This window comes from Streptomyces camponoticapitis (genome assembly GCF_014646115.1).
Lineage (GTDB): Bacteria > Actinomycetota > Actinomycetes > Streptomycetales > Streptomycetaceae > Streptomyces > Streptomyces camponoticapitis.
The window spans coordinates 307,852-331,591 of record NZ_BMMV01000007.1 but is presented as its reverse complement, the minus strand read 5'-3'; the positions used below and the strand labels follow the sequence as shown (position 1 = coordinate 331,591).

Annotated in this window: 21 protein-coding genes and 1 pseudogene; 19 read left to right on the top strand and 3 right to left on the bottom strand. The window is 69.2% G+C overall.

Annotated elements, in window-relative coordinates:
* The first annotated feature begins 26 nt into the window (after positions 1-26).
* From IEY79_RS14085 to IEY79_RS14075, 3 genes are all read left to right on the top strand, one after another.
* Complete coding sequence (locus IEY79_RS14085) at positions 27-422, top strand: DnaJ family domain-containing protein (RefSeq protein WP_189107758.1); 396 nt, start codon at positions 27-29, stop codon at positions 420-422.
* A 272-nt stretch (positions 423-694) separates the two neighbouring features.
* Positions 695-2,113 (top strand): hemolysin family protein, encoded by a 1,419-nt coding sequence (locus IEY79_RS14080; RefSeq protein ID WP_189107757.1) that lies wholly within the window; start codon positions 695-697, stop codon positions 2,111-2,113.
* On the top strand, positions 2,110-3,129 hold the full coding sequence (locus IEY79_RS14075) for a hemolysin family protein (RefSeq protein WP_189107756.1): 1,020 nt from the start codon (positions 2,110-2,112) through the stop codon (positions 3,127-3,129). The genes IEY79_RS14080 and IEY79_RS14075 overlap by 4 nt, the downstream gene beginning before the upstream one ends.
* 30 nt (positions 3,130-3,159) lie before the next feature.
* Here the strand turns inward: IEY79_RS14075 and IEY79_RS14070 are convergent, their stop codons facing one another.
* Positions 3,160-3,759, bottom strand: coding sequence for a histidine phosphatase family protein (locus IEY79_RS14070; protein ID WP_189107755.1), 600 nt, complete (start codon positions 3,757-3,759; stop codon positions 3,160-3,162).
* Positions 3,760-4,115: 356 nt separating this feature from the next.
* Between IEY79_RS14070 and IEY79_RS14065 the strand changes: the two genes are divergently transcribed.
* The 6 genes from IEY79_RS14065 to IEY79_RS14040 all read left to right on the top strand — a co-directional run bounded on the left by IEY79_RS14065 (position 4,116) and on the right by IEY79_RS14040 (position 10,062).
* Entirely contained in the window at positions 4,116-4,301 is a 186-nt protein-coding gene (locus tag IEY79_RS14065) for a CbtB domain-containing protein (protein ID WP_364470190.1), read from the top strand.
* Between the two features lie 36 nt (positions 4,302-4,337).
* Positions 4,338-5,153: a CbtA family protein gene (locus IEY79_RS14060; RefSeq protein WP_189107753.1), complete on the top strand. Its 816-nt coding sequence runs from the start codon at positions 4,338-4,340 to the stop codon at positions 5,151-5,153.
* A gap of 321 nt (positions 5,154-5,474) precedes the next feature.
* A complete protein-coding gene (gene kdpF / locus IEY79_RS14055; protein ID WP_189107752.1) occupies positions 5,475-5,564 on the top strand; it encodes a K(+)-transporting ATPase subunit F in 90 nt (29 codons plus the stop codon).
* Positions 5,565-5,570: 6 nt separating this feature from the next.
* A complete protein-coding gene (kdpA, locus tag IEY79_RS14050; RefSeq protein WP_189107751.1) occupies positions 5,571-7,235 on the top strand; it encodes a potassium-transporting ATPase subunit KdpA in 1,665 nt (554 codons plus the stop codon).
* Positions 7,232-9,391, top strand: a complete 2,160-nt coding sequence (gene kdpB, locus IEY79_RS14045; RefSeq protein WP_189107750.1) for a potassium-transporting ATPase subunit KdpB — start codon at positions 7,232-7,234, stop codon at positions 9,389-9,391. Before kdpA ends, kdpB begins: the two co-directional genes overlap by 4 nt.
* A 5-nt stretch (positions 9,392-9,396) precedes the next feature.
* A complete protein-coding gene (locus IEY79_RS14040; RefSeq protein ID WP_189107749.1) occupies positions 9,397-10,062 on the top strand; it encodes a potassium-transporting ATPase subunit C in 666 nt (221 codons plus the stop codon).
* 80 nt (positions 10,063-10,142) lie between these two features.
* Here IEY79_RS14040 and IEY79_RS37355 read toward each other — a convergent pair.
* Positions 10,143-10,374: pseudogene (locus IEY79_RS37355) on the bottom strand (DUF6411 family protein).
* A 189-nt stretch (positions 10,375-10,563) separates the two neighbouring features.
* On the opposite strand from IEY79_RS37355, the gene IEY79_RS14035 reads away from it, so the two are divergent.
* The 3 genes from IEY79_RS14035 (at position 10,564) to IEY79_RS14025 (ending at position 14,915) form a co-directional block, all read left to right on the top strand.
* Positions 10,564-13,239: a DUF6185 family protein gene (locus IEY79_RS14035; protein WP_229700856.1), complete on the top strand. Its 2,676-nt coding sequence runs from the start codon at positions 10,564-10,566 to the stop codon at positions 13,237-13,239.
* A 550-nt stretch (positions 13,240-13,789) separates the two neighbouring features.
* Positions 13,790-14,062, top strand: coding sequence for a hypothetical protein (locus IEY79_RS14030; protein ID WP_229700854.1), 273 nt, complete (start codon positions 13,790-13,792; stop codon positions 14,060-14,062).
* A gap of 13 nt (positions 14,063-14,075) precedes the next feature.
* Positions 14,076-14,915 carry a helix-turn-helix domain-containing protein gene (locus IEY79_RS14025; protein ID WP_189107748.1) on the top strand — a complete coding sequence of 280 codons (840 nt, stop codon included), beginning with the start codon at positions 14,076-14,078 and terminating at the stop codon, positions 14,913-14,915.
* A 22-nt stretch (positions 14,916-14,937) separates the two neighbouring features.
* Here IEY79_RS14025 and IEY79_RS14020 read toward each other — a convergent pair whose 3' ends face one another.
* Entirely contained in the window at positions 14,938-15,531 is a 594-nt protein-coding gene (locus tag IEY79_RS14020; RefSeq protein WP_189107747.1) for a hypothetical protein, read from the bottom strand.
* A gap of 271 nt (positions 15,532-15,802) precedes the next feature.
* Between IEY79_RS14020 and hemL the strand changes: the two genes are divergently transcribed.
* The 7 genes from hemL to ccsB all read left to right on the top strand — a co-directional run bounded on the left by hemL (position 15,803) and on the right by ccsB (position 23,695).
* Positions 15,803-17,125, top strand: coding sequence for a glutamate-1-semialdehyde 2,1-aminomutase (gene hemL, locus IEY79_RS14015; RefSeq protein WP_189107746.1), 1,323 nt, complete (start codon positions 15,803-15,805; stop codon positions 17,123-17,125).
* Positions 17,122-17,799, top strand: a complete 678-nt coding sequence (locus IEY79_RS14010; RefSeq protein ID WP_189107745.1) for a histidine phosphatase family protein — start codon at positions 17,122-17,124, stop codon at positions 17,797-17,799. The genes hemL and IEY79_RS14010 overlap by 4 nt, the downstream gene beginning before the upstream one ends.
* Positions 17,800-17,956: 157 nt before the next feature.
* On the top strand, positions 17,957-19,210 hold the full coding sequence (locus IEY79_RS14005) for a polysaccharide deacetylase family protein (RefSeq protein WP_189107744.1): 1,254 nt from the start codon (positions 17,957-17,959) through the stop codon (positions 19,208-19,210).
* A 143-nt stretch (positions 19,211-19,353) separates the two neighbouring features.
* Positions 19,354-19,983, top strand: coding sequence for a TlpA family protein disulfide reductase (locus IEY79_RS14000; protein WP_189107743.1), 630 nt, complete (start codon positions 19,354-19,356; stop codon positions 19,981-19,983).
* A gap of 31 nt (positions 19,984-20,014) precedes the next feature.
* The gene (locus IEY79_RS13995; RefSeq protein ID WP_189107831.1) at positions 20,015-20,752 is read left to right on the top strand and encodes a cytochrome c biogenesis CcdA family protein; all 738 of its coding nucleotides are present in this window, start codon (positions 20,015-20,017) and stop codon (positions 20,750-20,752) included.
* Between the two features lie 4 nt (positions 20,753-20,756).
* Complete coding sequence (gene resB / locus IEY79_RS13990) at positions 20,757-22,607, top strand: cytochrome c biogenesis protein ResB (RefSeq protein WP_189107742.1); 1,851 nt, start codon at positions 20,757-20,759, stop codon at positions 22,605-22,607.
* Positions 22,604-23,695, top strand: coding sequence for a c-type cytochrome biogenesis protein CcsB (gene ccsB / locus IEY79_RS13985; RefSeq protein WP_189107741.1), 1,092 nt, complete (start codon positions 22,604-22,606; stop codon positions 23,693-23,695). Before resB ends, ccsB begins: the two co-directional genes overlap by 4 nt.
* Positions 23,696-23,740: the final 45 nt, after the last annotated feature.

The window sequence follows — 23,740 nt, the reverse complement described above, 5'->3', positions numbered from 1 at the left end:
GCCATGGTGGAAGAGGAGGCCGCACGATGACCGAGCGCAAGCCACCCGGCATCACCTTCGAGACATGGGTGGACCGGCAGATCCGTGAGGCGGCCGAGCGCGGCGCCTTCGACGATCTGCCGGGTGCCGGTAAGCCGCTGCCGTCCGTGGACGCCCCGTACGACGAACTCTGGTGGATCAAGGGAAAGATGGAGCGGGAGGGAATCTCCTACCTGCCGCCGACGCTCATGCTCCGTAAGGAGGTCGAGGACGCGGTCGTCGCCGCCCGCGAGGCCGCTTCGGAGGCGCAGGCGCGGCGGATCATCACCGACATCAACGAGAGGATCCGCGCCGCGATCGCCAGGCCGCCCGCCGGGCCGCCGCTGAACAAGAAGCCGTACGACATCGAGGAGATCGCCGCCGAGTGGCGCGAGCGCCATTGAGCGATGTCCTGGGCGGACGGAGCTGTCCGAGCTGTCGGAGCCGCCCGTGACCCGCCGCACCGGCGGAGTGACCTCAGTCACTCTTGGTCACCGTTCTGGCCACTCCCATTCCATTTGCCATTCCTTTACCATGATTCCGTCCCTCCTGGCCGATCACGGCGGGGACACCCGACCGACCAAGAAGGAAGCAGCAGTTCCACGATGGAGCCTCCTAGTACCAGCCGTGCCAGTTCCTCTCCGCACCATCAGACCGGCGGAGCGGGGGTGGCACGGTGACCGAGACCTTGCTTCTCCTGATCGCTCTCGGGCTGACCCTCGCCTGCGCCGTCTTCGTGGCCGCCGAGTTCTCGCTGACCACCGTCGAGCGCGACAGCCTGGAGCGCGCCGCCGCCGCCGGTGAGCGCGGCGCCGAAGGCGCACTGAAGGCCGTCCGGCGGCTCACGTTCCAGCTGTCCGGCGCCCAGCTCGGCATCACCGTCACCTCGCTGGTCATCGGCATGCTCGCCGAGCCGTCCATGGCCGTACTGCTGCGCGGGCCGCTGAAGGCCGTCGGCCTCGGCTCGGCCGCCTCGGTCGTGGCCACCGTCCTCGGCGTGGTGATCTCCACGGTCGTGCTGATGGTCATCGGCGAGCTGGTTCCCAAGAACTGGGCGATCTCGCGGCCGCTGGCCGTCGCCAAGGTCGTCGCGGGCCCCCAGCGCGGCTTCACCGCCGCCTTCGGCCCGCTCATCCGGCATCTCAACAGCACGGCGAATCGTTTTGTCCGGCGAATGGGCCTGGAGCCCACCGACGAGCTGGCCTCCGCCCGCACCCCGGACGAGCTGATCTCCCTGGCCAGGCACTCCGCCGCCGAGGGCGCGCTGGAGCAGGACTCGGCCGAGCTGTTCGTACGGACCCTGCGCCTCGGCGAGCTGACCGCCGAGAACGTGATGACGCCCCGTATCGACGTCCAGGCGCTGGAGGCCGGCGCGACAGCGGCCGACGCGGCCAACCTGACGTACGCCACCGGCCTCTCCCGCTTCCCCGTCTACCGCGACACCCTGGACGAGGTGATCGGCACGGTCCACATCCGTGACGTCCTCGCCCTGGACCCGGAGCGGCGCGCCCGGGTGGCCGTCACCGAGCTGGCCAGCGAGCCGCTGCTGGTGCCCGACACCCTGACCGCCGACCGGCTGCTGGACCGGCTGCGTGCCTCGCGCACGATGGCCGTCGTCATCGACGAGTACGGCGGCACGGCCGGTGTCGCCACCATGGAGGACATCGTCGAGGAGGTCGTCGGCGAGGTGCGCGACGAGCACGACCCCGCCGAGACCCCCGACCTGCTGCCCGCCCCGCCGAACGAGGCCGGGCTCGCGACCTGGGAGGCGGACGGCAGCGTACGGATCGACGAGCTGGCCCGGATCGGACTGGTCGCCCCGGAGGGACCGTACGAGACCGTCGCCGGACTCGTCGCGACGCGCCTGGCGCGCATTCCCGTCGAGGGCGACACCGTCGAGCTGGACGGATGGCGGCTGGATGTCCTGGACATCGAGCACCACCGCGCGGACCGCGTGCGCGTCACCGAGCCGGCGCGCGCCGTCGCGGAGCCGCCCCCGGTCAACGGACGGCTGCCCAAGCCCGGAACGGCCCGCGCACATCCCGCGCCCGACACCGACAACCCCTCGCGCCAGTACGCCGGAGAAGCCCGATGACTACTCTGCAACTCGTCATCGGCGCACTGACGCTGCTGACCAACGCCTTCTTCGTCGGCGCCGAGTTCGCCCTCATCGCCGTCCGCCGCAGCCAGATCGAGCCGCACGCCCGCAAGGGCGACAAGCGGGCCCACACGGTGCTGTACGGGCTGGAACACCTGTCGGCCATGATGGCCACGGCCCAGCTCGGCATCACCGTCTCCTCGCTGGTACTCGGCGCCGTGGCCGAGCCGGCCATCGCGCATCTGCTGGAGCCCGGCTTCGAGGCGGCGCGGGTGCCCGAGGCCCTGGTGCACCCGATCGCGTTCGTGATCGCGCTGACCGTGGCCACCTATCTGCACATGCTGTTCGGCGAGATGGTCCCGAAGAACATCGCGCTCGCCGCGCCCGCCAGGACCGCGCTCCTGCTCGGTCCCCCGCTGGTCGCGCTGACGCGCGCGCTGCGTCCGCTGGTCTTCGGCATCAACGCGTTCGCCAACATCCTGCTCCGGCTGCTCAGGGTGGAGCCAAAAAACGAGGTCGCCGCCGTCTTCAACGACGACGAACTCGCCCGTATGGTCGCCGTCTCCAGCGAGGCGGGGCTGCTCTCACCGGCCGACGGCGAACGGCTGCGGGACGCCCTTGAGCTGGGCACCCGCCCGGTCGGCGAACTCCTCGTACCGCTGCGCCGGATGGTCACCGTCGACCACCGGGTGACGCCGGAGCAACTGGAGCGGATCGCGTCGTCGGCCGGCTTCTCGCGGATACCGGTCACCGGGCCCGCCGGCGCCGTCCTGGGTTATCTGCACATCAAGGACACCCTCGGCGTCGCCGACCGGACCAAGCCGTTTCCGCGCTCGACCCTGCACGCGGTGACGCGGGTCCGGATCGACACCCCGCTGGACGACACGCTCACCGCGCTGCGGGCGGCCGACAGCCACCTCGCGGCCGTGACGGGCGAGGCGGGCACCGTGCTGGGCTTCGTGACCATGGAGGACGTGCTCGGCGAACTGGTGGGACCGGCCGCGGCGGCGTGACCGCGCGCCCTCCACACCGGGTCCTTCGGATCAACCGCCGTGCAGGGGACGGCCGCTGCGCAGATTCCAGCGGCCGTTGCGCCCGCTCAACTCCGTGACCGTCAGCGGCTGTACGTCGATGCGCCAGAACACCTGCGTCGGCGCGCCGATCGCGTGCACGGTCAGCGCCCGTACGACATCGGGCTCGGCCACCGCGAGGACGCGCGCCGATTCGCGGCGCGCGTCGGTGCCCAGCGCGTCGAGCCAGTGGCCGAGCCGGCTGTGCAGCGCCTTCAGCGACTCCCCGCCGTGCGGCGCCGCCGTCGGGTCGCTCAGCCAGGCGGCCACCGCCTGCGGGTCGGTGGCGCTGACCTCGTCCAGCCGCTTCCCGCGCCAGCGGCCCATCGCGCAGGTGCGCAGCTCGGGCAGGGGCTCCGCGACCAGACCGAGCGCCTCCGCCGTCTGACGGCAGCGCACCGAGGGGGACGCGAACACCCGGTCCGCGGTGGCGCGTTGCTCGACGACGGCGTGCGCGCCCCGTACGGCCTCGGCCTGCCGCAGGCCGGTCGCGTCCAGCGGTCCGTCGGCGAAACGCGCCTCGCGCAGGGCGGTGCTGAGCGCCGGTGAGATCAACGTCACGCGTGTGGTCATCGGGCTCTCCAGGGTCGTACGTTCACGGGGCACCGCCCGTGCCGTTCAACTCCCGCGCCGCCCGCCGGAGGCCCGTGTCGGGGGCGCCGGGCCGGTCGCCCTCTTGGCCCACCTGCCCGATCGCGGTACGTTCACGTCGATATCACGACGGCAAGACGGAAGTCCGGTGAGATTCCGGCACGGTCGCGCCACTGTATGCCGAGCAGCCACCGCGTACGCGCGGCGAGGCGGCCCGGTGAGTCAGACCCGATGGTCGTCGTGCGAGCTCCACTGAACGGGACGCGAGTTCCCAAGGAGGTTGTGCCGTGGCTGAGTCCATTGTGCCCCCGGCCGTTTCTTCATCCGCCGGATCAGCGATATCGCCCCTGACTCCCCTGCCCCTGCGGGCGGTTCTGCCCTGGGCGGTCTTCGTGGGCACGCTGATGCTGGTGCTGCTGTACTTCGTCGGTGCCGAACAGGGCGCGACGTCGGTGTTCTCCGGGGCGGGTGTGCACGAGTGGGTGCACGACGGCCGTCATCTGCTCGGCTTCCCCTGCCACTGATCTCACGGACGGAGGTCACCCTCGGAGAACATCACCATGCAGACGTCCACCGTCAGAACCCTTCTGGTCCGCGGCATGATCGCGGGCGTCGTCGCGGGGCTCCTCGCCTTCGCGCTCGCCTACGTGGTGGGGGAGCCGTCCATCGACTCCTCCATCGCCCTGGAGGAGTCGCAGTCCGCGCCGGCGCACGAACACGACGGCGCGGCGGGTGCGCCCGCCGAGGAAGAGGAGGAACTGGTCACGCGGCCGGTCCAGTCGACCTTCGGTCTCGCGACCGGCGTCCTCGTCTACGGAGTGGCCCTGGGCGGCATCGCCTCCCTGGCCTTCGCCATCTGTCTGGGCCGGGTCGGCCGGCTCCGCCCCCGGGCGACGGCCGCGCTGGTCGCGGGCGCCGCCTTCACCACCGTCTATCTCGTGCCGTTCCTCAAATACCCCGCGACGCCACCCGCCGTGGGCAATCCCGACACCATCGGCAAGCGCACGACGCTCTTCTTCCTGATGATCGTGCTCAGCGTGCTGGTCGCCGTGACCGCCGTCATCGCCGGTCGCCGGCTCGCGCCGACGCTCGGCAACTGGAACGCGACCGTCGCCGCGGGCGGCGGCTATGCGGTGGTCATGGCCCTGGCCTGTCTGCTGCTGCCCGCCAACACCGACGCGGTCAAGGAGACCTTCCCGGCCGCGCTGCTCTGGGAGTTCAGGCTGGCCTCCCTGGGTGTGCAGGCGTTGCTGTGGACGGCCTTCGGGCTGATCTTCGGCGCGCTGGCGGAGCGCGTCCTGCGTCCCGCGGGCGGACAGGCCGCCGGGCAGGGACCGGAGACCGTAACGGGTACGCCCGCCGCACGCGCCGGCTGACGCACTGGGGGGAATCCCGAGGATCCCGGGGGAGATCCCGGGGAAGATCTCAGCTCGCTCATACGACTCGCGCCCGGCAGGAATCCTGCCGGGCGCAAGTCATGTAGGGGCCATCCGTGTATGAGATCCGTTAACCGCGCCTCCCCAGCCGTATGGGACACGTCAACGTCACTCGTGTTCCGGAGAAAAGAGGTTTTCCTCTAGAGGTCCGTGATTTCCCGACCTCTTTCAGGAGTTCGCGATGGCCGATCTGGCCTTCGTCGTGACCACGATCGTGTTGTTCGCGTTGGTGGCTTTCGTTGCCAGGGGGGTGGCGAGGCTGTGAGCGTGGAGAACGTTGTCGGTCTTGTCGTCGCTGTTGTTCTGCTGGGCTATCTCGTCCTCGCCCTTCTGTTCCCGGAGAGGTTCTGAGCCCTGATGAGCCCCGTCCTTGCCGGTGTGCTGCAGCTGCTCGCGCTGATGGTGGCGCTGGCGCTGGCATACCGGCCTCTCGGCGACTACATGGCCGGTGTCTATTCCTCTCCGAAGCATCTGCGGGTGGAGAGGTGGATCTACCGGGCTGTGGGCGCGAATCCTGCCACTGAGATGCGCTGGCCCGCCTATCTGCGCGGTGTGCTGGGTTTCTCTCTGGTCAGTGTGCTGTTCCTGTATCTGTTGCAGCGGGTCCAGGGGAGTCTGCCCGGGTCGCTGGGGTTCGCCTCGGTCGATCCGGACCAGGCGTTCAACACCGCGGCGTCGTTCGTGGCGAACACCAACTGGCAGTCGTACTACGGCGAGCAGGCCATGGGTCATGTGGTGCAGACCGGTGGGCTGGCGGTGCAGAACTTCCTGTCGGCGGCTGTGGGTCTGGCGGTGGCGGTGGCGCTGGTGCGCGGGTTCGCCCGGCACCGTACGGGTGAGCTGGGGAATTTCTGGGCGGATCTGGTGCGGGGCACGGTGCGGATCCTGTTGCCGGTCGCGGTGGTCGGTGCGGTGCTACTGGTGGCGTGCGGGGCGATCCAGAACTTCGCGGGTATTCATGAGGTCGGCCAGTTCATGGGCGGCTCGCAGCAGTGGAACGGGGGTGCGGTCGCCTCGCAGGAGGCGATCAAGGAGCTGGGTACGAACGGCGGCGGGTATTTCAACGCGAACTCGGCGCATCCGTTCGAGAATCCCAACGGGCTGTCGAATCTGCTGGAGATCTTCCTGATCCTGGTGATCCCGCTGTCGATCACGCGGACGTTCGGGCGGATGGTCGGCAGTGTGCGGCAGGGGTACGCGATCCTCGCGGCGATGGTCGGGATCTGGGTGGTGTTCACCGCGCTGATGATGTGGACGGAGTTCCGTCACGGCGGGCCGGCGTTCGATCTGGCCGGGGGTGCGACGGAGGGCAAGGAGACCCGGTTCGGGATCGGTGCCTCTTCGATCTTCTCGGTGGCGACCACGCTGACGTCGACGGGTGCGGTGAACTCGTTCCTGTCGTCGTACACCGGTTTCGGTGGTGGTATCGCGATGCTGGGGATGCAGCTGGGTGAGATCGCGCCCGGCGGTGTGGGATCCGGTCTGTACGGGATTCTCATCATGGCGGTGATCGCGGTGTTCCTGGCCGGGCTGATGGTCGGGCGGACACCGGAATACCTGGGGAAGAAGATCGGTACCAGGGAAATCAAATTCGCCGCGTGCTACATCCTCATCACTCCGGCTCTGGTGCTGTGTTTCACCGCTGTCTCGATGGTGATGGACACTCCGCTGAATTCGCTGACGAACAGTGGCGCGCACGGGTTCTCCGAGGTTCTGTACGCGTATACGTCGGGTGCGAACAACAATGGTTCGGCTTTCGCCGGGCTGAACGCGGACACGCAGTGGTACAACACCACGATCGGTATCGCGATGCTGCTGGGGCGTTTCCTGCCGATGGTGTTCGTCCTGGCTCTGGCCGGTTCGCTGGCCGAACAGAAACCGGTACCCATGACCGCGGGCACCCTGCGTACCGACAAACCGCTCTTCAGCGGGCTCCTCGTCGGCACGATCATGATCGTCGCCGGTCTGACCTACTTCCCCGCCCTCGCGCTGGGACCGCTCGCCGAAGGACTCGCGTCATGAGCACCTCCACTTCCACCTCCGCGCCCGACCCGGGCTCCGGCTCCGGCTCGGGGCTCGGCCCCTCGCGGGCCCCGCACTCGGACGTGCCGACCTCGCACCGTCCGGAGGACGGGCGTGTCGGCGGGGGTCTGTTCGACCCCAGGCAGCTGCTCAAGTCGTTCCCGGACGCGCTGCGGAAGCTCGACCCGCGGGTGATGGTCAAATCACCGGTGATGTTCGTGGTCGAGATCGGCTCGGTCCTCACCACCGCGCTGGCGATCTCCGATCCCGGCGACTGGTTCGGCTGGGCGATCACCGCCTGGCTGTGGCTGACCACGATCTTCGCCAACCTCGCCGAAGCCGTCGCCGAGGGCCGCGGCAAGGCCCAGGCCGACACCCTGCGCAAGGCCAAGACCGATACCGTCGCGCGGCGGGTGGTGGGCAGGGGCGAGGAACGCGTCCCGGGCACCGAGCTGCGGATCGGCGACCTCGTGGTGTGCGAGGCCGGCGACATCATCCCCGGAGACGGCGATGTCGCCGAAGGCGTCGCCTCCGTCGACGAATCGGCCATCACCGGTGAATCGGCCCCCGTCATCCGGGAGTCGGGCGGTGACCGCAGCGCGGTCACCGGCGGCACGAAGGTCCTCTCCGACCGGATCGTCGTCAAGATCACGACCAAGCCCGGCGAGACGTTCATCGACCGCATGATCGCCCTCGTCGAGGGCGCGGCCCGGCAGAAGACCCCCAACGAGATCGCGCTGAACATCCTCCTCGCGTCCCTCACGATCGTCTTCCTGCTGGCCGTGGTCACCCTTCAGCCGTTCGCGATCTACGCCGGCGCCGAGCAGTCGATGATCGTGCTCACCGCGCTCCTCGTCTGTCTCATCCCGACCACGATCGGCGCGCTGCTCTCCGCGATCGGTATCGCGGGCATGGACCGCCTCGTCCAGCGCAACGTCCTGGCCATGTCCGGACGCGCCGTCGAAGCGGCCGGCGACGTCTCGACACTGCTCCTCGACAAGACCGGCACCATCACCCTCGGCAACCGCCAGGCGGCGGCCTTCCTGCCCGTCGAAGGCGTCACCGCCGTCGATCTCGCCGACGCCGCGCAGCTGTCGTCGCTGGCCGACGAGACACCCGAAGGCCGCTCCGTCGTCGTACTCGCCAAGCAGACCTACGACCTGAGGGAGCGTGCGCAGGGCGAACTCACCGGCGCGCAATGGGTGCCGTTCACGGCACAGACCCGTATGTCGGGTGTCGACATCGTGGAGAACGGAGCCGCGCGCAAGATCCGCAAGGGGGCGGCCGGTTCGGTCGTCGCCTGGGTCACCGAGCGCGGTGGCCGGGTGGCGCCCGACGCCCACACCCTGACCGACCGCATCTCGCAGGAGGGCGGTACGCCTCTTCTGGTGGCGGTGGAGGACGGGGCCGGTGCGCGGGTCCTGGGTGTGATCCATCTGAAGGACGTGGTGAAGGAAGGGATGCGGGAGCGGTTCGAGGAGCTGCGCCGGATGGGCATCAAGACCGTGATGATCACCGGTGACAACCCGCTGACCGCGCGGGCGATCGCGGAGGAGGCCGGTGTCGACGACTTCCTCGCCGAGGCCACCCCCGAGGACAAGATGGCCCTCATCCGTCGTGAGCAGGCCGGCGGGAAACTCGTCGCGATGACCGGCGACGGCACCAACGACGCCCCCGCGCTCGCCCAGGCCGACGTCGGTGTCGCGATGAACACCGGCACCTCGGCCGCGAAAGAGGCCGGGAACATGGTCGACCTCGACTCCAACCCCACCAAACTCATCGAGATCGTCGAGATCGGCAAACAGCTGCTCATCACCCGCGGTGCGCTGACGACGTTCTCCATCGCCAACGACGTCGCGAAATACTTCGCGATCATCCCCGCGATGTTCGCCGTCGTCCACCCCGGCCTCGACAAGCTCAACATCATGAACCTGTCGTCCCCGGAGTCGGCGATCCTCTCGGCCGTCATCTTCAACGCCCTGATCATCGTCGCCCTGGTGCCGCTCGCGCTGCGCGGTGTCCGCTACCGACCCATGAGCGCCGACCGGATGCTCCGCCGCAACCTCGGCCTCTACGGCCTCGGCGGCCTCATCGCCCCCTTCGCCGGCATCAAAATCATCGACCTCCTCATCTCCCTCATCCCCGGAATCGGTTGATGTCCATGAACACCACCGTCGGAAGCACCGCCCGCCTCCTCGGCGCCGCCCTGCGCGCCCTGCTCGTCCTGAGCATCATCTGCGGCGTCATCTACCCCCTCGCCGTCATGGGCATCGGCCAGGGCCTCTTCCACCACCAGGCCAACGGCTCCGAGATCAGAGCCGACGGCAGGACCGTCGGGTCCTCCCTCATCGGCCAGCGCTACGACCTGCCCCTCAAAGACGGCCAGGAGACCCCCGATCCCGACCTCAAATGGTTCCAGCCCCGCCCCTCGAACGGGCTCGGCACCAACAGCGTCAACACCCAGTACCAACTCATCCTCTCCGGCGCCACCAACCGCGCCGGAGACAACGAAGAACTCATCCAGTGGGTCAAAGACGCCAAAGCCGCCGTCGTCAAGGACAACTCCGTCGACGGCCACAAGATCAAACCCTCCGACGTCCCACCGGACGCCGTCACCTCCTCCGGCTCCGGCCTCGACCCCGCCATCTCCCCCCAGTACGCCGACATCCAGGTCAACCGCGTCGCGAAACTCAACAACCTCGACATCACACAAGTACAGAAACTCGTCAACGACCACAAAGACGGCCGCATCCTCGGCTTCATCGGCGAACCACGAGTCAACGTCCTCGAACTCAACATCGCGTTGAAGGCACTTGAGGCGAAGTAGCGAGCGACGGGGCGTGGCCCGACACGTGTGATGCCCGCCGGAATCCGGCGGGCATCACACATGTCCGGGGTTCGGCCGGGTCAGAAGGGCATCCGCCCGCGGGTGCGCCGTCCGGCGGATCCGCTGCGGCCGACCGCGCGGGAACTGCTGCTGAAGGGCTTGCGCAGGAGCCTGCCGAGCGTCCCGGGGGCCCTGCCCGCGACCTGTCCGCCTGCGCTGTGTGCCGCGCTCCGGGTGGCGCGACAGACGGGGGAGCAGGAAGGCGAGTACCAGGAGTACTGCGCAGACGGCAACGATGCCGACGATCATCATGTGCGGCCTCCTTACGTAGGGTTCATGGCCTTCGTGGCCCACGGGCGCCGGGAGCGCCGTTGTGGTTCGGGTACCCCCGGGTTGTCCGCGTACGCGGTGCGATGGCCCCTGGCCGCCGTTGCCGGTTAGTCTGCATCTCCGTTGATCCGAGGATTCGTTGAACCGGTTGACTGCCGCGGGGGGCAGGGGATGCGGCGAGCACTGCTGCTGTTCGTCTTCACGGGACTGCTGGCGCTGTCGTCGTTCGGCGCCGTCGGCAAGGCCTCGGCCGCCTCGCCGCAGGCCGAGGACAGTTGCCTGTCGGGGCAGTTGAAGACCGCGCGGGTCACCACCTCGGTGCGCCTCAAGCACGACGGCGAGGACTACACCAAGGCGGAGACCGATCTCGTGGTCCAGGTGCCGAAGACCTGGAAGCTCGCGCGGAGTCTGCTGCTGAACGGGGACACCGAGCGCTACCGGTCCGCCATGCGGTGTGTGCTGCGCTACCCGGACGACCCCTATCCGTACCGCGACACGGAGGCGCGCCCCTGGCCGCCCGAGGTGACGGTCGAGGCGAAGTGGATCACGGTACGGCAGCGGGCCGTCACCTACGTGTACGACCGGCGCGACCGGGACTTCGGCCCCTGGCGCATCACGGTGGGGAAGCGGTTCTGGACGCTGGCCCTGGTGCGTCCGCCCGCCCTGGACAAGGCGTGGTGGCGGGAGATCACGGTCGACCTCGGCGGGCGCGCGGCGCGCACCATGTCCCCGACCCCGACCAAGGGATCCACCACCCGGCTGACCTGGGTCCGGGCCAAGGCCGGCGGCGAGCCGCCCGAGGTACGGATCGCCGTGCAGCCACCGGCGATGAAGGCCCTGATAACGGGGTGGGGCGAGAAGCCCTGGTATCTCGTGCCGTCCGTGACCTGGCTGACCTGGGAACTCGCCGTGTTCCCTGTGATGTTGGTCCTGGTGCGCAGACTCCGCCGTACGCCGGCGTCGCCTCCGCGGACACCCGCCGACGAGGCCGCCCCGGCGTCGTCCCGGGAGACGGCCGACGAGAGGACCGCCCGGCGCGATCTCCTGCTCTGGGCGTACGTCGCGTTCGCCGTGGCGCTGGTCTACGAAGTCGACGACATGGCCCCCAGCCTCGCGGGCGACTACGGGGTGCTCGACTGGTGGCCGGAGTACCGGACCGCCATCCATTTCGGGCTCGCGGCGTGCGGTGGCGCGGCCTTCTGTCTGTTCGGCCTGTACGGCTTCTTCGGCCGGCTCCGGATCGCCGCGCTGTCGGCCGTCCTGGTCGCCACGGCGTACCCGGTGGTCATGGCGAGCGCCCCGCACTGGTTCGGGCTGCCCGCCGGTTTCTGGCTCGACGAGAACGACATCGCCGACATCGAACGCCTCCGGTACACGGGCGGCTTCCTCTGGCTCGCGCTCGCGTGCTGCTGTGTCGCCTTCGTCTGGCTGGTGGGCACGGCGTCGGCGGTACGGCGGCTCCGAGCCCGCCCCGGTGAGCTGCCGGGGAGGCCCCGACAGGGCCGCTCGCTCCGGTGGCTGCTCGTTCTCTGTGCGATCACGGCGGTCGCGATCGTGGCTCTGGCCGTATGGGCCAAGCAGAACTCGTGGGAGCAGGAGGCCTGGCTCAGCATCGGTCCGGGAGACGAGTTCTACGACCGCTGGCATCTCGCGCACCTCTACAACTCGATGGCCTGGTTCCCCTCCGACTGGCCGGACACCTTCTCCGTCTGGGCGGCCTGGCTCATCCGTAACGGGATACTCCTCGCCGTACTCGCCGCCCGGTCCAACGCTCCCGGCGCCTCTCCGGTCTCGCCGCCCCTGCCGGAGAAGCTGATCCTGACCGTGCTGTTCCTGACCTCGGTGGTGCCGATTCCGGGCTGGTACGTGGGTGTGCCCGCGTCCTTGCTGGACCTGCCGCTGATCGTGCTCGCCGGATTCCTCCTCCTCGGCCTGGGGCGCCGCCGCTCGGTGCTGTCCCAGGAACTGCCGGCGGGGACGCCTCTGCGCGAGGTGATACGGGAGTCCGACCGTCCGTGGCTGATCGACTCCGCGCGCAAGTACCGCGACCTCCACCTGCAACTGCGCCGCTGGGAGCAGGGCGACCAGGAAGGCGAACGGATCGGGCTGGAGACCAGACTCGACGACCTGCACCGCTGGAACCCCGACGACACCACCTCCCCGCACGCCGGCAAGGCCCTGCCCGACTCGGTGGACGCGATCGAACTCATCCTGGCGTGGGGCCCGCGCGACACCTGGTTCAGCAACGCCTGCCGGGCCGCGTTCTTCGCCGCGGTCATCGCGCTGCCGGCCACCGCGATCTCCTTCTGGGCGAACCATGTACGCGGGCCGCTGTGGGGCAACGTGCCCAGGGACCAGTTCGGGGTGGTCACCCTCGTACAGTCCGTGATCGGCTCGGAGGTGATCTGGGCGGCGGCGGGTTTCGTCCTTGGCGCGCTGTGGCGCGTCCTGCCCGGCCGCCGGGGCCCGGCGAAGGCCCTGGGCCTCTCTCTGGTGTACGCGACCCCGGTCGGCCTGTACTGGATCATCAGCCGGGCCGTCGAACAGCCCTCCGGCACCTGGGCACTTGATGTGGCGCTGACCCTGCTCGTCCTGACGACGACGGGCGTGGCGATGGACATCGACACGTTCCGCAATGAGGGCCACTACTGGCCCACGAAGGCGGCGCTGCTGCTCTCGATCTACCAACTCCGCACGGCCTCGGTCCAACTGGCCTTCTTCGTGGCGCAGGTGGTGGCCCTGGTGGGTGTCTGGCAACAGTTGAAGGGCAACGACCCGATGGTTCTGATCGAACCGCAGAGTCCCACGGGCACGCAGGGCGGGCCGTCGACGGGGGACTCACCGTGAGGAGCGGTCCGGTGGCACGCAGTCCGAAGGGCCGGCACCGCGTCTGCGGTACCGGCCCTTCGGCGGGCTCGTGCGGCAACAGGAGGCCCGTAACGCCCTGTTCAGCTGGTTGTTGGAGCCAGTAGCGATCAGGGTCGGCGCCGGGAGAGAGGTACAGACCACTTGCTCTCGCGGCGTCCGGCGGATCGTGTCAGCGGTGCACAAGATCATGCAACCTCGATTGAGGCGTGCGCGCATCAACGCGTTCATACCACGTCTCACAGACAAGCATGTTGATCACAGCGAGGCCAAGTCCAGCACCGGTCAGAGGTCCTCGGGGCCTTGGAAGTTGACTCTGCGTCGCTTTTTCTTCCGCCGGGCACGCCAGACAGGCACGCATCAATCAGATCTTTATCCCCTTTCGGATTGGGATTAGCTGCCCGGCTGCTGAGAACATCTGGGCAACCACACCGGGCGGCGGCAACTGCCCGTGGTCTGCAACCCAGTTGGAGCCAGTAGCGGGTGTCCGGCGGCCCTCGGCCGCCGGGCATCGACGATCAGGAGATACCCCGTGAACAAGAAACCCCCTGCCGCGTCCTGCGTGGAGAGCGGTGCGCCGGCCCCGCGCCGGCTGTACAGCCCCGAGGCCGTCGTCATCATCGTGATCGTCGTCATGGCCGCGGTCCTGGTCGCGTTCGCCGGCCTGCCCGTCCTGGACGTTCTGCAACTGCTGGGCGGGGCGGGCCTGGTGGCCGTCATCGTCGTCGCCCTCGGCCGCGCGGCGCCCGCGAGAGGGCTCCGTATCGCCGTACGGGCCCTGCTGACTCCCGGCCCGACCGTCTGAGGGCGGCGCGGCCGTGGGGCGCCCGGAGAAGCCCATCGTCACCGACAACAGGGCCTTGCGCGGTCTGGCGCAGTGGCTGCGCGATCAGCGAAGACGCGCGGGACTGAGCTATCGCGACCTCGCACTCCGGGCGGGGGTGCACGCCACCACCCTCCAGCGCACGGCGTCGGCTTCGAGTGTCCCGACGCTCTCCGCCGTACGCGCCTACGCCCGCGCCTGCGACGCGTCCCCCGAGGACGCCAAGCTCCTCTGGAAGCGGGCCAGGTACGAGGCGACCCGCTCGGCCCGCGGCGGGCGCGCGTCGCCCGCCCCGTCCCCGGGCCTGGTACGTGACTTCGCCGACCTGAGCGCCGGGCTGCGGGAGCTGTACGAGAAGGCCGGTTCACCCTCACTGCGGACGATGGAGGAACGGGGCGGCGAGTACGGCGCGCTGCCCCGCAGCACGGCCCACCGGATCGTGAACCGCCAGGCGATGCCGCACAACCCGGCCCAGTTCCAGGCGTTCCTGCGCGCGTGCGAGGTCCCGGACGCGGAGCGCCGCGCGTGGGAGGACGCCTGGAGCCGCGCCTGGCGCCACCACAGGCAGGGGGAGACCGCCGACGGTCTCCACGTGGTCCAGGACCTGCCACGGACGTCGGACGGTCACGTCACGAATCTCGTCCCGCTCACCATGACCGAGACGGTGACCCCGGTCGGCCTGCCGCGACGCGTCCGCCAGAACAGCCTCTACGGCGTACGCGCGGCGGCCTGGGACGAGGCGGTGGAGGTCCGGTTCGCCCCGCCCCGCGCCCGCAGCGCAACCCGGACCGGGCAGCCCGCGCCCTCGTCGCCGGGCGTGCGGAACGCGGGGTGACGGGTCCGGTGCGGAAGCCGGGTCAGGGCCAGACCAGGCAGTACGGCTGGTGGCCCGCCTCGTGCAGGCGGTGGCTGAAGTCCTGCCATTCGTGGAGCAGTTGGTAGACGTTGAAGGCGTCCCGCGGTCCGCCGCGGTCCGGGACGGTGGACCAGATGAAGGCCGCCGCTCCCACCGACTCCTCGCCGATGCCGCGCAGGGGGTCCACCACCGTCATGGGGAGTTTGACCACCGCGTAGTCCGGGTGCAGGACGACCAGTTCGAGTGGGGGGACCTTGTTCAGGGGCATGCCCTGGATGCCCGTGAGGACCATCGCGGCTATCGTCTCGGGCTTGATCTTGGTGAACATGCCGCCCATGCCGAGTTCGTCGCCGCCCAGCTCCTCGGGGCGCATCGAGATGGGGACCCGGGCCGCCGTCGCGCCGTCCGGGGCGCCGAAGTATTTGTAGGTCACCCCCACCCGGCCGCTCCCGCCTCCCGGAGGCCGGCCGCCGCCGTTTCTGCCGACGGGAGGCTGCGCGCGGGCCTCTCGCTCGCGGCGCCGGTGTTTCCCCCGTCGGGCAGGGTCGGGACCGAGGTCATCGGTCCCCTCGCCCAGTCCGCCACCGCGATGCATATCTCCACCCGACCACTCGCAGCCCCGGCCGCGCAACCCGATCATCGTGACAGTGACCTCCCCCACGGACGACCGGTGAAACACCTGTCCGCAGATACTTCGAAGGCTCTGACACCATGGATTGCGTGAGCTTCCCCTATGACGCCCCAGTTTCGCAGACGCGAGGGCGTTGACGCCCTTATGTAATACGAGGAGACCTCGCGCCCGGCTCATCTGTGGCTGAGATCCTTCGTCCCGGCCACCCGACCTCGAATCGCAGATCAGGACCAAAGTGTCGTATTCATACGAAGCCCCCGTTTCGCAGGCGCTTTTCGACCGTGCGTCGATCGTGACGCCCGGCGGCGTGAATTCTCCCGTCCGTGCCTTCCGGGCCGTGGGCGGTACGCCCCGGTTCATGGTGTCCGGTGACGGTCCGTACCTCACCGACGCCGACGGGCGCGACTATGTCGACCTCGTCTGTTCTTGGGGGCCGATGATCCTCGGGCACTCGCGGCCCGAGGTCATCGAGGCCGTCCAGGCCGCCGTCGCGCGCGGCACGTCCTTCGGTACGCCCGGTGAGGGCGAGGTCGCGCTCGCCGAGGAGATCGTCGCCCGGGTCGCGCCCGTCGAGCAGGTACGGCTCGTGTCGTCCGGCACCGAGGCCACCATGTCGGCGATCCGGCTCGCGCGCGGTTTCACCGGGCGCGCCAAGATCGTGAAGTTCGCCGGCTGCTACCACGGGCACGTGGACGCGCTGCTGGCCGCCGCCGGCTCCGGCGTCGCGACGTTCGGGCTGCCCGACACGCCCGGGGTGACCGGCGCGCAGGCCGGCGACACCGTCGTACTGCCGTACAACGACCTGGAGGCCGTCCGCGCGGCCTTCGCGGCGCACCCCGGTGAGATCGCCTGCGTGATCACCGAGGCATCGCCCGGGAACATGGGCGTCGTGCCGCCGCGTGACGGATTCAACGCCGGGCTCAAGGCGCTGTGCGCGGAAAACGGCGCGCTGTACATCTCCGACGAGGTGATGACCGGGTTCCGTACGTCGAAGGCCGGCTGGTACGGCATCGACGGCGTCGAGCCGGACCTGATGACCTTCGGCAAGGTCATGGGCGGCGGATTCCCCGCGGCGGCCTTCGGCGGCCGCGTCGACGTCATGGCGCACCTCGCGCCCGCCGGCCCCGTCTACCAGGCCGGCACGCTCTCCGGGAATCCCGTCGCCACTGCCGCCGGGCTCGCGCAGCTGCGGCTGCTCGACGACGCGGCGTACGCGAAGGTCGACGCGGTGTCGGCCGAGATCCGCGGACTGGTGGGCGACGCCCTCGGCAAGGAGGGTGTCGCGCACCGGGTGCAGACGGCGGGCAACATGTTCTCCGTGTTCTTCACGGCCGACGAGGTCCGTGACTACGAGGACGCCAAGCGGCAGGAGGCTTTCCGCTTCACCGCCTTCTTCCACTCGATGCTCGCCGACGGTGTCTATCTGCCGCCGTCCGCCTTCGAGTCCTGGTTCGTCTCCACCGCCCACGACGACCGCGCGGTCGAGCGCGTCGCCGCCGCCCTGCCGGCCGCCGCCCGCGCGGCGGCGGAAGCGACCGAGACGGGAGCGGACGCATGAGCGCCGAGAGGACCGTCGTCCATGTCGTACGGCACGGGGAGGTCCACAACCCCGACGGGGTCCTCTACGGGCGCCGCGACGGCTACCACCTCTCCGAACTGGGCCGGAAGATGGCCGACCGCGTCGCCGAGCACCTGGCGGACCGCGACATCACCCATGTCGTGGCGTCCCCGCTGGAGCGCGCCCAGGAGACCGCGCAGCCCGTCGCCAAGTCCCACGGTCTGACCCTGCACACCGACGACCGCCTCATCGAGGCCGCGAACGTCTTCGAGGGCAAGACCTTCGGGGTCGGCGACGGCGCCCTGCGCTCGCCCGCCAACTGGCGCTATCTCACCAACCCCTTCCGGCCCTCCTGGGGCGAGGCGTACGTCGACCAGGTCGCCCGGATGAAGGACGCCCTGGCGGACGCGCGCGACCGGGCCCTCGGACACGAGGCCGTGTGCGTGAGCCACCAGCTGCCGATCTGGATCGTGCGCAGCCACTTCGAGCGCCGAAGGCTCTGGCACGACCCCCGCCGCAGGCAGTGCACGCTCGCGTCCCTGACGACGTTCACCTACGAGGGGGAGAAGCTGGTCTCCGTCGCCTATACGGAACCGGCGCGCGATCTCGTACCCGCGCATCTTCTCGCCGGTGCCAAACCGGTGAAGGGCGCTTCGAAAGCCTTCGGTGCGTAGTCGGCCAATCGCCCACGGTTCGCGGTGAATGTCACATCCGCCGTTACAGGTCAATGCTTTACCAATTCCTGGAACCTGTGAGTTCCCTGTGCCATCTAACGTGTTGTCGTCCGCATGACCGGCGGGCGTGACATGAGCGAGCGCGGATGGGGAAAAAATGCGCGGCATGAGCCGAAGGGGCCTGCTCGGAGCCGGAATTGGGGCGGCGGCCGCAATCGGAATCGGGGCCTGCGGTACCGACGCGGGCACGTCCGGCAATGGCGGTCCGGACACGGGCGGGCCGGGAGACAAGGGGAGCGGCCGGCCGAGTGCCAAGCCAAGTGAGAAGAATGTGCGGATGATCGGTGACGGTTCCACGGCCGACACCGGAAAACAGCCGCACCAGCCGCCCGCGCCCGTACCGCTCGAACCGGGTGAGACCCCGCCGCAGTTCGTGGTCTTCTCCTGGGACGGTGCGGGCGAAGTGGGCAACGGCCTTTTCCCCCGCTTCCTCGATCTCGCCAAGGACCACGGCGCGGCGATGACGTTCTTCCTCTCCGGCGTCTATCTGCTGCCGGAGTCGAAGAAGACGCTCTACCGCCCGCCGGGCAACGCCGTCGGCGCCTCCGACATCGGTTATCTCACCGACGCGCACATCAAGGACACGCTGAAGTACATACGCCAGGCCTGGCTCGAAGGCCACGAGATAGGCACCCACTTCAACGGGCACTTCTGCGCGGGCTCGGGCTCCGTCGGCAACTGGTCGCCGAAGCAGTGGCGCGACGAGACCGAACAGGCCATCGGCTTCGTCACCGAATGGAAGACCAACAGCGGCTGGAAGGAGCTCGACCCGCTGCCGTTCGACTACCGCAGGGAACTGGTCGGCGGCCGTACTCCCTGTCTGCTCGGCCAGGACAAGCTGCTGCCCACGGCGGCCAGGATGGGCTGGCGATACGACGCCAGCTCGCCCGGCGGCCGGCAGATGTGGCCGGACAAACGGCAGGGCGTATGGGATCTGCCGTTGCAGGGTGTGCCGTTCCCCGGGCATTCCTTCGAAGTCCTGTCGATGGACTACAACATCCTCGCAAATCAGTCGGGAAATTCGACCAAGGGTGTTCCCGCGAATTATCCGGGCTGGCGCAAACAGGCCACCAAGGCGTATCTCTCCGGATTCAACCGCGCGTACGAGTCGAATCGCGCCCCCTTCTTCATAGGGAATCACTTCGAGGAGTGGAACGGCGGCATATATATGGATGCGGTCGAAGAGGCGCTGAAGGGGATGGCGGGCAAGAAGGACGTACGGCTGGTGTCCTTCCGGCAGTTCACGGACTGGCTCGACGTCCAGGACCCGGCGGTGCTCACCAAACTCCGTACGCTGGAGGTCGGCCAGGCTCCGGCCGGCGGCTGGAACACCTTCTTCAAAGCCGCCTGAGGTCCGCGAAGCGGCCGTCGTGCCGCCCCGCGCGAGCCGCGACTCGTGGCACGGCGGCGTCTTGTCCGGGCCGCCGACAGGGCGTTTCCCGGGAGCGAGGGGGGCGAACAAGATCCCTGAATGGCCCATGCGAAACTTTTCACATGAACTTTGGCCGAGCCCTCCCAAGCCGCTCGTACCGACGCCCGCGCGCCGCACTCCCGGCCGTTGTCGCGTCGGCGGCCATGCTCACCCTGGCGGCCTGCGGCGGAGGCGCCACGTCCGGCGGCGGCGGTGACACCAACTTCGTGACGAACACCGGCGGGGTGCAGACCGTCGCCAAGGCCGACCGCAAGCCGGTCAGAGAGATCGCCGGCGAGACGCTCGAAGGCGAGCGGCTCGACGTGGCCGACCTCAAGGGCAAGGTCGTCGTGCTGAACGTCTGGGGTTCCTGGTGCGGACCCTGCCGCGCCGAGGCGCCGTACTTCGCGAAGGTCGCCAAGGAGACCGAGGCCAAGGGCCAGGACATCGCCTTTGTCGGGCTCAACGCCCGCGACGCCAACAAGGGCTCGGCCATAGCCTTCGAGAAGGACTACGGCGTCACCTACCCGAGCATCTACGACCCGGCGGGCAAGCTCATCGTCAACGGCTTCCCGAAAGGCAGCCTCAACCCGCAGGCCATCCCCTCCACGATCGTGCTCGACCGGGACGGGAAGATCGCGGCCCGCTCGCTCAAGGCGCTCGACGACAAGAAGCTGCGCGAGATGATCGACCCGCTGATCGCGGAGAAGTGATCCCGTGGAGGTTCTCGCCGCTGTTCCCGGCATGAATGAGACGGTCTTCAGCGGGGCTCTGCTGCTCGCGCTGCCGATCGCGCTGCTGGGTGGTCTGGTCTCGTTCTTCTCGCCGTGCGTGCTGCCGCTCGTACCCGGCTATCTGTCGTACGTCACCGGCATCAGCGGTACCGATCTGGGCGACGCCCGGCGCGGGCGGATGGTCGCCGGCGCGGTCCTGTTCATCGTCGGCTTCACCGCGGTCTTCGTCTCCGGCGGCGCGCTCTTCGGCTACTTTGGCAGCACCCTCCAGGACAACCGGACGGTCATCTCCCGCATCCTCGGTGTGCTCATGATCGCGATGGGCGTGTTCTTCATGGGGCTGCTGCCCTGGCTCACGCAGCGCGAATTCCGCCTCCACAGGCGGCCGGTGTCGGGTCTCGTCGGGGCCCCGGTACTGGGCGCGCTGTTCGGGGTCGGCTGGACGCCGTGCATCGGCCCGACGCTCACCTCCGTGAACATGCTGGCCTTCGACCAGGCGACCGCGGGACGAGGGGCCATACTGACCGTCGCGTACTGCGTCGGTCTCGGGGTGCCCTTCGTGCTCGCCGCCGTGGCGTTCCGCAAGGCGCTGGGGCTGTTCGGCTGGGTCAAGCGCCACTACGTGTGGGTGATGCGGACCGGCGGCGTGATGATGATCGCGACCGGGGTGCTGCTGGTGACCGGCGTGTGGGACAGCATCATGCAAGACATGCAGACGTGGACCAACGGCTTCACGGTGGGGATCTAGTTCCATGAGCAAGACAGAGACGACACCCGCGGAGACCGCCGAGAGCGCGGAGGCCGTCAAGAACGCGGAGAGCGCGGACGCCGCGGCTTCCGCCGGGAGCGCCGACGAGACGTCCCTCACACCCGAGGCAACAGAGGCACGCGAACTCGGCGCCGCCGGATCGCAGCTGTCCACCGCGCCCCGCGAGGAGTCCGCCGTCGGCGGCCCCAGCCTCGGCCCGATCGGCTGGATCCGCTGGTTCTGGCGCCAGCTCACCTCGATGCGCGTCGCGCTGATCCTGCTCTTCATGCTGTCGCTCGCGGCCATCCCCGGCTCGCTCATCCCGCAGAACAGCGTCGATGAACTCAAGGTCCAGACGTTCCAGGAGAAGCACGGGACGGTCACGCCGATCTACGAGAAGCTCCAGCTGTTCGACGTGTACAGCTCGGTGTGGTTCTCGGCGATCTATCTGCTCCTCTTCATCTCGCTCATCGGCTGCATCGTCCCGCGCACCTGGCAGTTCGTCGGACAGCTGCGCGGCCGGCCGCCGGCCGCCCCCAAGCGGCTCACCAGGCTTCCCGCGTACACGACCTGGCGTACCACCGCCGAGCCCGAGGAGGCCCGCGAGGCCGCGCTCGCCATGCTCAAGCGGCGGCGCTTCCGCGCGCACACCGCCGGGGACGCGGTCGCCGCCGAGAAGGGCTACCTCCGCGAGGCGGGCAATCTGCTCTTCCACATCGCGCTGATCGTCATGCTGGTGGCCTTCGCCACCGGGCAGCTCTTCAAGTCCGAGGGCGGAAAGCTGATCCTGGAGGGCGACGGCTTCTCCAACACCCTCACGCAGTACGACGACTTCAAGTCCGGGTCCATGTACGACAGCGACGACCTGGAGCCGTTCAGCTTCAGCCTCGACAAGTTCGTCGGCACCTTCGAGCGCAAGGGACCGCAGGTCGGCACCGCCCGCGAGTTCGAGGCCCACGTCAGCTACCAGACCGAGGCGGGCGGCAAGGAGCGCAAGGCGGTCATCGAGGTCAACGAACCGCTGGAGGTCAAGGGTTCGAAGGTCTATCTGATCGGCCACGGCTACGCGCCCGTCCTCACCGTCCGCGACGGCAAGGGCAAGGTCGTCTTCAAGGGCGCGACCCCGCTCCTGCCGATCGACAACAACATCACGTCGACCGGCGCGATCAAGGTGATGGACGGCTACCGCGACAGCAAGGGCAAGAAGCAGCAGCTCGGCTTCAACGCCTTCTTCGTCCCGACGTTCGCGGGCAAGGGCAACGGGAGCATGTTCTCCCAGTTCCCCGAACTGGACTATCCCGTGCTGGCACTCACGGGCTACGTGGGCAGCCTCGGCGTCGACTCCGGTCTGCCGCAGAACGTGTACCAGCTGGACACCAGCAAGATGAAGCAGTTCAAGGACGCCGACGGCAACAAGCTCGCGGCGCGGCTGCTGCCCGGCGAGACGATGAAGCTGCCGGGCGGAGCGGGCTCGGTGACCTTCGAGAAGGACATCAAGGAGTGGGCCACCTTCACGGTCTCCCAGCAGCCCGGCAACGGGTTCGCCCTCGCCGGTGCGATCGGGGCGGTGCTCGGCCTCGTCGGCTCCCTGTTCATCCAGCGCCGCCGGATCTGGGTCCGCGCGGTACGGGGCGCGGACGGCGTCACCGTCGTGGAGATGGCCGGCCTGGGGCGCAGCGAGTCGGCGAAGCTCCCCGAGGAACTGGGTGACTTGGCACTGACGCTCAACGCCGAGGCGCCGACCGCCGAAGAAGCCGCGGACGCCGCCCAGGAATCGCAAGAGAACACGGACGTTTCAGACACATCCACCGCCGCCGCCACTACCGGAGAGCCTGTCGAAGGGGCTGAGAAGTGATCCTCGCCGCCACCACCAACGAGAGCTTGGCGCACACCGCCAATGTGCTGGTCTATTCGTCCATGGCCGTCTACACCCTGGCCTTCTTCGCCCATATCGCCGAGTGGGTCCTGGGCAGCCGCAGCAAGGTCGGCCGTACCGCCGCCGCGCTGACCGGCGCCGGTGCGAAGGCCGCCGCCACGGTCGAGGTGCGCACGGCGGAGAAGGAGAAGGGCGGCGGCACCGCCGTCCTGGAGCGGCCCAAGGTCATCACGCGCTCGGCGGCCGGGCGCCGCGACGTGCCCGACGGCCCGGGCGCGGCGGGCGGTTCGCTCAAGGGCGACCTGTACGGGCGTATCGCCGTCTCGATGACCGCACTCGGCTTCCTGCTGGAGGCCGCCGGTGTCATCAGCCGCGCGATGGCGGTGCAGCGCGCCCCGTGGGGCAACATGTACGAGTTCTCCACCACCTTCTCGACGGTGGCGGTCGGCACGTACCTCGCTTTCCTCCTCACGAAGAAGAACGTCCGCTGGATCGGACTGCCCCTGGTCACCACGGTCCTGCTCAACCTGGGCATCGCGACGACCGTGCTCTACACGGACAGCGACCAGCTGGTCCCGGCGCTCCACTCGTACTGGCTCTGGATCCACGTCTCCACCGCGATCTTCTGCGGCGCGGTCTTCTACCTCGGCGCCGTGGGCACGCTCTTCTACCTGCTGCGCGACGTGTACGAGTCCAAGATCGCCCGGGGCGTCGCCGTAGGCCGCGCGTGGTCCTCCGTCATGGAACGGCTGCCCGCGGCCGCCACGCTCGACAAGTTCTCGTACCGCGTGAACGCCGCCGTCTTCCCGCTCTGGACCTTCACGATCATCGCGGGCGCGATCTGGGCCGGCGACGCCTGGGGCCGCTACTGGGGCTGGGACCCCAAGGAGGTCTGGTCCTTCATCACCTGGGTCGCGTACGCCTGTTACCTGCACGCGCGCGCCACGGCGGGCTGGAAGGGCCGCAAGGCGGCGACGCTGGCGCTGGTCGCCTTCGGCTGCTGGCTGTTCAACTACTACGGCGTCAACATCTTCGTCACCGGAAAGCACTCGTACGCGGGCGTGTGACCGCGCGGGAACGAGACAGCGGCGCGCCCCCGGTCGTCCCGGGGG